Origin of the sequence: Pantoea rwandensis, from assembly GCF_002095475.1 — a bacterium.
Classification (GTDB): Bacteria; Pseudomonadota; Gammaproteobacteria; order Enterobacterales; family Enterobacteriaceae; genus Pantoea; species Pantoea rwandensis.
On record NZ_MLFR01000013.1, the window covers coordinates 37,597 to 49,176 of the forward strand.

10 protein-coding genes are annotated in these 11,580 nt (G+C 43.2%); all 10 read left to right on the top strand.

Going from position 1 to position 11,580, the window contains the following annotated elements:
• Window positions 1-605 precede the first annotated feature (605 nt).
• The 10 genes from galF (at window position 606) to HA51_RS13745 (ending at window position 11,556) form a co-directional block, all read left to right on the top strand.
• Window positions 606-1,499, top strand: a complete 894-nt coding sequence (gene galF, locus HA51_RS13700) for a UTP--glucose-1-phosphate uridylyltransferase GalF (RefSeq protein WP_084935048.1) — start codon at window positions 606-608, stop codon at window positions 1,497-1,499.
• A gap of 44 nt (window positions 1,500-1,543) precedes the next feature.
• On the top strand, window positions 1,544-2,557 hold the full coding sequence (galE, locus tag HA51_RS13705; protein WP_084935051.1) for a UDP-glucose 4-epimerase GalE: 1,014 nt from the start codon (window positions 1,544-1,546) through the stop codon (window positions 2,555-2,557).
• A gap of 439 nt (window positions 2,558-2,996) precedes the next feature.
• A complete protein-coding gene (rfbB, locus tag HA51_RS13710) occupies window positions 2,997-4,076 on the top strand; it encodes a dTDP-glucose 4,6-dehydratase (RefSeq protein ID WP_084935054.1) in 1,080 nt (359 codons plus the stop codon).
• Window positions 4,076-4,963 (top strand): dTDP-4-dehydrorhamnose reductase, encoded by an 888-nt coding sequence (gene rfbD / locus HA51_RS13715; protein WP_084935056.1) that lies wholly within the window; start codon window positions 4,076-4,078, stop codon window positions 4,961-4,963. Before rfbB ends, rfbD begins: the two co-directional genes overlap by 1 nt.
• Before the next feature lie 39 nt (window positions 4,964-5,002).
• The gene (gene rfbA / locus HA51_RS13720; protein WP_084935059.1) at window positions 5,003-5,884 is read left to right on the top strand and encodes a glucose-1-phosphate thymidylyltransferase RfbA; all 882 of its coding nucleotides are present in this window, start codon (window positions 5,003-5,005) and stop codon (window positions 5,882-5,884) included.
• Window positions 5,884-6,432 (top strand): dTDP-4-dehydrorhamnose 3,5-epimerase, encoded by a 549-nt coding sequence (rfbC, locus tag HA51_RS13725; protein WP_084935061.1) that lies wholly within the window; start codon window positions 5,884-5,886, stop codon window positions 6,430-6,432. The genes rfbA and rfbC overlap by 1 nt, the downstream gene beginning before the upstream one ends.
• A gap of 1 nt (window position 6,433) precedes the next feature.
• Window positions 6,434-7,363, top strand: a complete 930-nt coding sequence (locus HA51_RS13730) for a glycosyltransferase family 2 protein (RefSeq protein ID WP_245840217.1) — start codon at window positions 6,434-6,436, stop codon at window positions 7,361-7,363.
• A gap of 111 nt (window positions 7,364-7,474) precedes the next feature.
• Window positions 7,475-8,227 carry an ABC transporter permease gene (locus tag HA51_RS13735; RefSeq protein ID WP_211282942.1) on the top strand — a complete coding sequence of 251 codons (753 nt, stop codon included), beginning with the start codon at window positions 7,475-7,477 and terminating at the stop codon, window positions 8,225-8,227.
• A complete protein-coding gene (locus HA51_RS13740; protein WP_084935069.1) occupies window positions 8,217-9,602 on the top strand; it encodes an ABC transporter ATP-binding protein in 1,386 nt (461 codons plus the stop codon). Before HA51_RS13735 ends, HA51_RS13740 begins: the two co-directional genes overlap by 11 nt.
• Window positions 9,583-11,556: a class I SAM-dependent methyltransferase gene (locus HA51_RS13745; RefSeq protein ID WP_084935072.1), complete on the top strand. Its 1,974-nt coding sequence runs from the start codon at window positions 9,583-9,585 to the stop codon at window positions 11,554-11,556. Before HA51_RS13740 ends, HA51_RS13745 begins: the two co-directional genes overlap by 20 nt.
• The last annotated feature ends 24 nt before the right edge of the window (window positions 11,557-11,580 follow it).

Below are 11,580 nucleotides of genomic sequence, written 5' to 3' on the forward strand. Positions count from 1 at the left end.
CTGCTGCCAACATGCGCGATAAATCGCGCCGCTACGTTTCCCCGCTGGTTTGCATCTTTGCAGCGCCATTTGTGGCGTAATGCCGCTCACTTAAGCTAATCAGTGCGTATTCAATCCGGTACGCATGAATGCGCACCCCACGAAAACCGCACCGAACATGTAGCGGCGCCATTTATGGTGTAATGCCGCTCACTTAAGCCAATCAGTGTGTATTCAACCCGGTACGCATAAATGCGCACCCGATGAAATTCGCACCGAACAACGTAGGGGCGCCATTTATGGGGACCGAAACGCACTTAAATGACACACATTACGCCGTTTATGGCGCGATCTACCCGCGTGCACCACGATCAAATCCCGCTGAATTCATTCTGTAAACCACTGGTCTTAACCGCGCCCACTTTTACACTCACCTCCCACTGTTTTTCAGCAGTTTAACGCGTCCATTTTGCTTCGATCAGGCGAAGCGGCAGCGGGGTGCTTTTCCGATTTTTGATGTCGTGACAGAGAGTTAGTGCCGGTTTTTCAGATTAAGATTATACTTGCTGCACCGGCCGATCCTGCATAATCGACCCCACGTATTCACTTCATGAAATGGAATAAATATGACCAAGCTTAAAGCAGTAATCCCGGTTGCGGGTCTCGGTATGCATATGCTCCCTGCAACAAAAGCTATCCCGAAAGAGATGCTGCCAATCGTCGATAAACCAATGATTCAATACATTGTTGACGAGTGCGTCGCTGCGGGCATCAAGGAGATTGTGCTGGTCACCCATGCTTCCAAAAATGCAGTGGAAAACCACTTCGACACCACTTATGAGCTGGAAGCGCTGCTTGAAGCACGCGTTAAGCGCCAGTTGTTGAGCGAAGTGCAATCAATTTGTCCGCCCGGCGTGACCATCATGAACGTGCGTCAGGCGAACCCGCTGGGTCTGGGACACTCTGTACTCTGTGCTCGCCCGATGATCGGCGATAACCCCTTTGTTGTGGTGCTGCCAGACGTGTTGCTGGATGACTCAACGGCTGACCACCTGCGTTATAACCTTGCAGCTATGGTTGCTCGTTTCGAAGAGACCGGCCGTTCACAGGTTCTGGCTAAGCACATGCCGGGTGAAGATCTGACCGAATACGGTGTTCTGACCACTGAAGCGGCGATTGATAACCCAGGCGATATCAGCACCATCACCAACATCATCGAAAAACCAGAAGCGGGCCAGTTAGATTCTGACCTGACTGCGGTAGGTCGCTATGTGCTTTCCGCCGATATCTGGGCAGAACTGGAAAAGACCGAGCCAGGCGCATGGGGTCGTATTCAGCTGACCGATGCCATTGCCTCTCTCAGCAAGAAAAAACCGGTTGATGCACAATTGCTGACCGGTACCAGCTTCGACTGTGGTAAAAAATTGGGCTACATGCAGGCATTCGTTTCTTACGGTCTGCGTAACAACGCGCAGGGTCGTGATTTCCGCGAAGCTATCCAGAACATCCTGGCGAAATAATCCATTCTCATGCCGCGTCCTTTACGCGGTTTAAAGGAGTACACATGGCTATTTTGGTAACGGGCGGAGCAGGTTATATCGGCTCCCATACGGTGCTGGCGCTGTTAGAGCGCGGTGACGACGTTGTGGTCCTGGATAACCTTTGCAATGCTTCACGCGAAGCGGTTAACCGCGTGGAGAAGCTGTCTGGCAAGAAAGCTGTGTTCGTTGAAGGCGACATCCGCGATCGCGCCTGCCTGCGTGACTTGTTTGCGGCTAACGACATCTCTGCCGTGATTCACTTTGCGGCGTTGAAAGCAGTGGGTGAATCCACCCGCATGCCGCTGGAATACTACGAGAACAACGTCGCGGGTACCGTGGTGTTGCTCGAAGAGATGCGCGCTGCAGGCGTGTGGAACTTCATTTTCAGCTCGTCAGCGACAGTATACGGCGCCGATGCACTGGTTCCTTATGTGGAAACCACGCCAATCGGTGGCACCACCAGCCCGTACGGCACTTCTAAGCTGATGATCGAATTCGTTATGCGCGATTTCGCGAAAGCCGATCCGAATTTCAAAGCCATCGCACTGCGTTACTTCAACCCAGTGGGCGCGCATGAGTCCGGCGAGATTGGCGAAGACCCAACTGGCATCCCAAACAACTTGCTGCCGTACATTGCGCAAGTGGCGATTGGGCGTCTGGAGAAGCTGGGTGTGTTTGGTGATGACTACGACACGCCAGATGGCACTGCGCAGCGCGACTACATCCACGTGGTGGATTTGGCCGAAGGTCACTTGAAGGCTCTGGATCATCTGCCGAAAGTGATAGGCTACAAAGCGTATAATCTCGGTGGCGGGGTAGGGTTCTCAGTGCTGGAGATGATTAAAGCCTTTGAGAAGGCATCCGGCAAGGCGATTCCGTTCGAGTTTAAGCCGCGTCGCGACGGTGATTTACCGGCGTTCTGGGCTGATGCGACTCTGGCGAATAATGAGCTGGATTGGCGTGTAACGCGTGGTATCGATGCGATGATGCGCGATACCTGGAACTGGCAGTCGAAGAACCCGGATGGGTTTAAGTAATCTTCACACCATCAAGCGGACGTAATGTCCGCTTTTTTTCGCCCCTCATTTGACCCACTTCTTTTTTTCGTCACTTTCTGATTGCTTCCAAAAGCCCGCAGGTAGACGATCCTTCAATGACTCAACCGCACAAACGGTTAAATAGTAAACCATCGCTAACTGGCGAAGGCCATATGGGTCGTGTTCACTCAACCACAGTGGTAAAATTAAGTCCTGAAACAATTAATTCTTTCTGAACATTTCTAAAGAATTAAAATTATTTCAAGCAGATAGTGCTAGAGACCGAAAATAGGCACTATGCTTAAAGGTGATTTTTACACATCAGCATGTTGGGAGCTGTAACCCAAGGGCGGTAGCTTTGCCTGTTGCTAATGTAGCGAATACTTTTTCTCCTCTGGCCGGGATCTCTCGGCCGCAATGTCAGGAACAACCCAACGTTATGAAGATTTTAATTACTGGTGGTGCAGGTTTTATCGGATCAGCTGTGGTGCGTCATGTTATCAATGACACCAGTGATGAGGTGATTAACGTCGATAAACTGACCTACGCGGGCAACCTTGAATCGCTTAAAACGGTCAGTGATACCTCGCGTTACACCTTCTGCCATGTCGACATTTGCGACGGTGTTGCTTTGTCTAAAGTCTTCGCTGAACATCAGCCGGATGCGGTTATGCATCTCGCGGCAGAGAGCCACGTGGATCGTTCCATTACTGGGCCTGCTGAATTTGTGCAGACTAACGTTGTTGGCACCTACGCCTTACTTGAAGCCAGCCGCCAGTACTGGATGGCTTTACCCGAAGAACGTAAAAACGCTTTCCGCTTTCATCACATTTCAACGGATGAAGTCTATGGTGACTTGCCACACCCGGATGAAATGGAAGGCGAGCTTCCTATGTTCACTGAAGAAACGCCTTATGCGCCAAGCAGTCCATATTCTTCAACCAAGGCCGCCAGCGACCACTTAGTGCGTGCCTGGGGCCGTACTTATGGTTTGCCGATTGTGGTGACCAACTGTTCGAATAACTATGGCCCATACCATTTCCCTGAAAAACTCATCCCACTCATCATCAGCAATGCCTTAGAAGGCAAGCCTTTACCCATTTATGGTAAGGGAGACCAAATTCGTGATTGGCTGTATGTAGAAGATCACGCACGCGCCTTATATACCGTCGTTACCCAAGCGAAAACCGGCACGACTTACAATATTGGTGGCCACAACGAGAAGCAAAACCTCGAAGTCGTTCACAAGGTCTGCGAGTTGTTAGATGAATTACGTCCGAAAGAGACGCCTTACTCTCAACAAATCACCTACGTGGGTGATCGCCCTGGTCATGATCGCCGTTATGCGATTGATGCATCCAAGATTGAGCGCGAGCTGGGATGGAAACCGCAGGAAAGCTTTGAAACGGGTTTGCGCAAAACGGTGCAGTGGTATCTGGATAATCATGAATGGGTTGAGCATGTTAAAAGCGGTGCCTACCAGAACTGGATTGAACAAAACTACGAGAAGCGCAGCTAATGAAAATCTTGCTACTGGGTAAGAATGGCCAGGTTGGCTGGGAGCTTCAACGTGCGCTAGCACCATTGGGTGAGGTTATCGCTTTAGACCGCCATTCATTGGATTATTGCGGTGACTTGACTAATCCTGAAGGTATTGCGAAATCAGTACGCGATATTCAGCCTGATGTCATCGTTAACGCTGCTGCCTACACCGCAGTGGATAAAGCTGAAAGCGATTTACAGAATGCTGAGTTGATTAATGCCGCCAGTGTTGAAGCGTTGGCTAAGGCAGCTCGCGATGTGAACGCCTTACTGGTTCACTATTCAACTGACTACGTCTTTGATGGCAGCGGTGAGCGCCCGTGGTGTGAAGACGATGTGACTTCGCCCCTTAATGCTTATGGCAAAACCAAGCGCCAGGGTGAAGAAGCGATTGAGGCGTATGCGCCCAACTATCTTATCTTCCGCACTAGCTGGGTTTACGCTGCCAAAGGTAATAATTTCGCTAAAACCATGATCCGCTTGGCGCAAGAGCGTGAAAGTCTTTCCGTCATCAACGACCAATTCGGCGCGCCAACGGGGGCGGAATTGATCGCTGATTGCACCGCACATGCCATCAGAACCACATTGGTTGAACCAGAAAAACGCGGTATCTATAATCTGATTGCTTCAGGGGTTACCACATGGCATGCCTATGCAGATTTAGTTATTGCGCATGTGCGTGAAAAAGGGTTACCGATTAAAGCCACAGCGATCAACACTGTTGATACCTCCGCCTTTGCGACGCCAGCAAAACGCCCATTAAATTCCAGACTGAACACCAGTAAATTCACCACTGCATTTAATTTAACCCTGCCTGAATGGAAGGTTGGAGTTATTCGCATGTTAGATGAAATTTATCACTGAGTGTCTTAAAGTCAGATTAACAAATTGAAGGATAACGTTGTGACGAGTAAAAAAGGAATCATCCTTGCTGGCGGTTCAGGAACGCGCCTCTACCCAGTAACGATGGCAGTGAGTAAGCAGTTATTGCCCATCTATGATAAGCCAATGATCTACTACCCGCTTAGCACACTAATGCTGGCGGGAATTCGCGATATCCTGATTATCAGTACCCCGCAAGATACGCCACGTTTTGAAAGCCTGCTTGGTGATGGTTCCCAATGGGGTTTAAAGATTCAATATAAGGTCCAGGAAAGTCCAGATGGTTTAGCTCAAGCCTTCATTTTGGGTGAAGAGTTTATCGGTGATGATAACTGCGCGTTGATTCTCGGCGACAATATCTTCTATGGTCACGACCTTCATAAACAACTTGAAGATGCCTCTAACAAGAAAGATGGCGCAACGGTCTTTGCTTACCATGTGCATGACCCAGAGCGTTATGGCGTGGTTGAGTTTGATAAAACCGGGAAAGCGATTTCTCTGGTCGAGAAACCCACTGAGCCGAAAAGTAACTATGCAGTGACCGGCCTCTATTTCTATGACAACAGCGTTGTTGAACTGGCTAAGAATCTTAAGCCCTCTCCACGTGGTGAACTGGAAATTACCGATATCAATAATCTCTACCTTGAGAAGGGCGAACTGTCTGTCTCTATTATGGGACGTGGGCATGCATGGCTTGATACTGGAACACATCAGAGCTTGATGGAAGCGAATAATTTTATTCAGACCATCGAAACACGTCAGGGGTTGAAAGTAGCCTGCCCAGAAGAGATTGCTTACCGTATGGGCTTTATCGATGCTGACAAGCTTAAAGAGCTTGCTCAGCCGCTGCTGAAAAATGATTACGGCAAATATTTGATGGCGTTATACAACGGAAAATTATAATGAAGATTATTGATACTAAAATTCCAGATGTAAAAATTATTGAGCCAAAAGTGTTTGGTGATGATCGTGGTTATTTTTATGAAAGTTTTAACCAAGATATTTTTAATAAGGCTGTAGGCCGAAATGTAGAGTTTGTTCAGGATAATCACTCAATGTCCAAAAAAGGGGTGCTGCGTGGTTTACATTATCAACTGGACCCTCATGCGCAAGGCAAATTGGTACGTTGTGTAGAAGGTGAGGTTTTTGATGTTGCAGTCGATATCCGTAAATCCTCCAGTACCTTTGGACAATGGGTTGGTGTTCATTTAAGTGCTGAAAACCATCGCCAGTTATGGATCCCAGAAGGATTTGCACATGGTTTTCTTACGATGAGTGAACGAGTACAGTTTGTTTATAAAACGACGAACTACTATGCACCTCAATCTGAAAGAAGCATTTTATGGAATGATGCTGAGATCAATATAAACTGGCCTAAATTGGATTCGTATACTCTATCCAGCAAAGACGAAGTCGGACTATCTTTTAGCAATGCAGAGCTATTTGAATGATATGATTAATCACAAAAGAGTCGCCATTCTTCTTTGTACTTACAATGGAAGTGAATACTTAAAAAAACAGATTGACTCAATTGTTGAACAGACAGAAAAGAATTGGGTTATTTTTGCGTCAGATGATGGTTCCAGTGATAGTACATTAGATATTCTTAATGAATATCGAACTAGTTTAGGTTATGAAAAGTTTAATATCGTGAAGGGACCAGGCAAAGGATTTGCCTGGAATTTTCTATCATTACTCGAGACTTGTGGTGAGCATTTTGATTATTATGCATTTTGCGATCAAGATGATGAATGGTTTCCAGAAAAATTAGAAACTGGAATTTCAGTACTAAATTATTGTGAGTTAGCTAATCCTGCCGTGTACTGCGGCAGGACTCAATTAGTCGATGAGCATAACAACGACATAGGTAAGTCACCACTTTTCAAGAAACCACCTTCTTTTAAAAATGCTTTGATCCAAAGTATTGCCGGTGGAAATACGATGATGTTGAATGTTTCAGCCCGTAATATTGTTCTTAAAACTCCGCGTTATGAAAAAATAATTTCCCATGATTGGTGGGTTTACATCATTGTTACTGCGGTAGGTGGTGATATTTATTATGATCCCAATCCAACAATCAGATATCGTCAGCATACAGGAAATATTGTAGGTTCAAATATTGGTTGGTTTGCTCGGTTTAAGAGGATTTCCGGACTACTTGATGGACATTTTAAAAGCTGGATTGATGCTAACCTGTTAGCCTTGAAAAAATCTAATCAAGAATTAACCTATGAAAATAGAATAATTCTGCATGATTTTGAAAAGGCCAGAACCAGTGGCTTCTTCACAAGGGTAAACATTTTCTTTAAACTGGGGATTTATAGACAAACATTCCTCGGAACCCTAGGTTTATTTGTTGCCATTCTTTTTAAAAAAATGTGATTGTTGAACCTACTATCTAAAGGTGGAATTTTGCAGCAACAAAAAATACACGGTACATCTTTATGGTCTCTATGTAAGAACACACATGTCAACCGTCATATTATATTTGAAATGACGAAAAGGGACATAATCAGTAGGTATAAAGGCTCAATTATGGGCCTGCTGTGGTCTTTCATTAATCCAATATTTATGCTTGCTGTTTATACCTTAGTTTTCTCAGAGGTTTTTAATGCGAGATGGGGAACTGCAAGCGCTAATGAGTCTAAAGCCCAATTTGCTATAATCTTATTTGCCGGGTTGATTGTTCATGGGATTTTTAGCGAGGTTCTCACTAAATCTCCGGTGTTAATATTAAATAATGTTAATTATGTGAAAAAAGTGGTTTTCCCACTTGAGTCCTTCCCGGTAATCGCTCTGCTCTCCGCATGTTTTCAGGCAATAATCAATACAATAGTGTTGTTGCTGGCTTTTTTATTGTCTAACGGTTTTATTCACTGGACAGTATTTCTTTTTCCGCTAGTGTTTGTTCCCGTGATGATTTTAACCCTTGCGTTGAGTTATATAATTTCTTCTCTAGGCGTTTATCTACGGGATCTTGGGCAATTCATTACACTACTCGTTACCGTTATACTATTTCTTTCCCCAGTGTTTTACCCTCTGTCGGCAGTTCCAGAAAAGTATCAATCAATAATATTACTAAATCCACTAACGTTTATTATTGAACAAATGAGAGAGATTATTATCTGGGGGAGAATTCCAGATCTCTCAGGTTTACTTACCTATACGTTAGTATCGCTAATTACTTTATGGTTTAGCTATTTCTGGTTCCAAAAGACACGTAAAGGATTTGCAGATGTTATCTAATGAAAATGCCCTAGAGATTATTGACGTCAGTAAATGTTATCAAATTTATGATAATCCTATCAGGCGACTTAAGCAGTTTATTGTTCCTAATTTACAAAGTAGACTTGGGAAAGTGCCAAGGGTTTATCATGAAGAATTTTGGGCACTTCAAGATATTAGCTTCAATTTGCCGAAAGGTGAAACAGTTGGCATTGTTGGCAGAAATGGTTCAGGAAAATCCACTCTGCTGCAAATAATTGCTGGCACTTTGTCACCCACTCAAGGAACAGTTAACGTCCATGGAAGGGTCGCTGCATTATTAGAGCTTGGCGCTGGATTTAATGGCGATTTTACAGGCCGAGAAAATGTCTATTTAAATGGTGCACTACTCGGTTTAACTAAAGAAGAGGTGGATCAGAAATTGGATGATATTTTGTCATTCGCTGATATTGGCCACTTTATTAACTCCCCAGTAAAATCTTATTCCAGCGGGATGATGGTACGTTTAGCATTTGCCGTGCAAGCGCAAATTGATCCTGATATTTTAATTGTCGATGAAGCACTGGCGGTTGGTGATGCAAAATTTCAGGCTAAGTGCTTTGCCAGACTCAGGCAATTAAAAAATAATGGTACCTCAATTTTATTTGTTTCTCATGCTACAGAGCAAATCATTACACACTGTGATAAAGCCATTCTTTTAAATGATGGCATGGTTATGGACAGTGGCGCACCGAAAAATATTATCAATCAATATCTTGACCTGTTATTCGGTAAATCATCGCCTACAAACGCTGCAAGAAAGAATGAAGATGAACATGTTGAATTTGCCAGTGAACAAGAAAAAAAACAGTCCGAAATGTTCACTGATAAAGACGACGTTAGCCCGATTCAATCTCTCAAAGCGGACGGATTTGAAACCAGAAGGAATTACAATCCCAATGAATATCGTTGGGGTGATAGAAAGGCTGAGTTGTTAGATTTCTCCCTCTCGCAAGGGCAAGAAGAATATCCTGTGATTGTTAAAGAACAAGGCAAACTAACATTCAACTTTTTATTGAAGTTTCATGAGACTATCTTTAAGCCAATATTTGGTTTTGCAGTTAAAACTTTAGATGGTGTTACTATATATAATACCAATTCAAAAATACTCGGAATTCCACTTATTGAAATAGGTGAACCAGGGGAAACTCACAGAGTTAAGATTGAAATTCCAGTTAAACTTTATCAAGGTGATTATTTTATCTCTATTGGCATAGCAAGTTATGATGCGTCCGGAGAAGTTGTGCCTCATGATCGTCGCTATGATTCGATTCATATTACTGTTGAACCTACCCCAGAGTTTTTAGGGCTTGTAAATTTAGAGGCAATGATTTCCTGTGATAAACAATCAAATTAACTTAATTCTTCAGGAACATGATTTTATCTATGATTCCGAGCTTAATATCTGGATAGAAAGAGATAAAGAGAAATTCAATTATAATGACGGTGATGAGCATGAGAATTATATTCTTGATGTCGTGAACAATTCTATTGACTGCTCCGTATTATCCCAAGAACTCGCAAGCCAAATAAAGGACTGGCCTTCTCAGTATCACCTGACTCCGAAAAGAGCTAATTTATTACGACCATTCGGCGATAAATTTAAAGGAAAGAGAGTACTTGAAATCGGTTGCGGCTGCGGGGCTATCACAAGATTCGTTGCGGAATGTGGCGCAAATATTACTTCTGTTGAGGGAAGTAAGAGGAGGGCCACTATTACCCGTAGTCGCTGCAAGGATCTTGATAATGTCACGGTTATCTGTTCCTCTAGCCAAAACTTACCCGATATTGGTCAGTTTGATTATGTACTGCTCATTGGAGTGCTTGAATATGCTCAATGTTTTTTGGGCAGTGATGGACAAAAAAGTCTTCTGCAATCCTGTAAGTCAAGGTTAACACCCACTGGTGATTTGTTTATTGCGATCGAGAACCAGTTAGGTATGAAATACCTTGCTGGTACAAAAGAAGATCATCTTGGTATTCCCATGGTGGGCATCAATGACGCGTATTATGAGAATGGTGTTAAAACCTTTGGTCGTATAGAATTAAATAAAATCATTAAAAGTGTAGGCTTTTCCGAAATTCAAGAGTATCTACCCTTCCCAGACTATAAGCTCCCTACATTGCTAATTACGCCAAAAGGGCATGAGGAGTATAATGAGCTTATATATCCTTTAGTTAGTGAAATACACTATAAGGATGCACAGCGTTCAGAAACATACACTTTTTCTCTTGAACAAGCTACAAAGTTAATCTGGAAAAATAAGCTTTCAGCTGATTTATCTAATTCGTTTCTGATGATTGTATCTGAAGGCAATGCCAAATCAGATGATGACGGATCTTTAGCTTGGTATTATTCCGATGTCAGAAAAGATGACAGCAGTAAGAAGATAAGATTTTTTGTCGACAATAATAATATCAACACTGAAACCTTCAAGTTAGGCGGCCAGTTAATCTCAACTGAAAAATATCATCAGGGTGAGAGTCTATGGCTTGAATTAGTTAGTCTGGTTAATAAACATAGTTGGCTGGTAAAAGATGTTACACTGTGGGCCAAAAACTGGATTAGGGCAGTTTTAAATGATGCCGGTGAAAAGAGGGATTTGAAATGGGATTTAGAGTTGCCCAAAAAATATCTTGATGCAACCCCTTTTAATGTCATAAGTACTGAGGATGGTCCAAAGATATTTGATCTTGAGTTGGAAATTGACAAGCCACTTCTGATATCCCACCTTGTTTTTAGAGGGGTATTCAATTCCTTGTTAAGACTCACATCTATTGCACCGACTCAAGATGTCCCTGATTATAATATATTTAATTTAACTAAAAGAATTTTGTTAGAACTCTTCCCCGGTATGAATGATAATGCGGTTGAAAAATTATTATCTGATGAAGTAGATCTTGTCTTTGCAATTATTAATGTTAATAAAAATGACTTAATTGAAAGATATAAGAACTCCTTCTTCGTTGTTCGAAATTCGTTAAATGATTTAAATGCTGAGTTGACGAGGACTTACCATAAGAATGAAGAGTTAAATAATAAGAATGAAGAGTTAAATAACAAGAATGAAGAGTTAAATAATAAGACTGATGGGTTAGGCATTGCTCTCACTGATGGTGATAATGAAATAAAATCACTTTTAAATAAGGTGAGAGAGTTAGAGGTGAAAGTCAAAGAGGTTGAACTTGAAGGGGATTCTATTAGGGAAGAATTGAAGATAAAGAACGGATATATTGATGATGTTCATTCATCCAGAATGTGGAAGTTAGCATCTTTGTTTAAACGAGTTGTTAACCCTTTTGGGAAGTAAAGTGTATTAATTATCTGGCAAGGG

Bases quoted from the DNA above. Each gene is read 5' to 3' on its own strand.
- HA51_RS13740 (WP_084935069.1), top strand. From the start codon at position 8,217: ATGTTATCTAATGAAAATGCCCTAGAGATTATTGACGTCAGTAAATGT.
- HA51_RS13735 (WP_211282942.1), top strand. From the start codon at position 7,475: ATGACGAAAAGGGACATAATCAGTAGGTATAAAGGCTCAATTATGGGC.
- rfbD (WP_084935056.1), top strand. From the start codon at position 4,076: ATGAAAATCTTGCTACTGGGTAAGAATGGCCAGGTTGGCTGGGAGCTT.
- HA51_RS13730 (WP_245840217.1), top strand. From the start codon at position 6,434: ATGATTAATCACAAAAGAGTCGCCATTCTTCTTTGTACTTACAATGGA.
- rfbC (WP_084935061.1), top strand. From the start codon at position 5,884: ATGAAGATTATTGATACTAAAATTCCAGATGTAAAAATTATTGAGCCA.
- rfbB (WP_084935054.1), top strand. From the start codon at position 2,997: ATGAAGATTTTAATTACTGGTGGTGCAGGTTTTATCGGATCAGCTGTG.
- galF (WP_084935048.1), top strand. From the start codon at position 606: ATGACCAAGCTTAAAGCAGTAATCCCGGTTGCGGGTCTCGGTATGCAT.
- galE (WP_084935051.1), top strand. From the start codon at position 1,544: ATGGCTATTTTGGTAACGGGCGGAGCAGGTTATATCGGCTCCCATACG.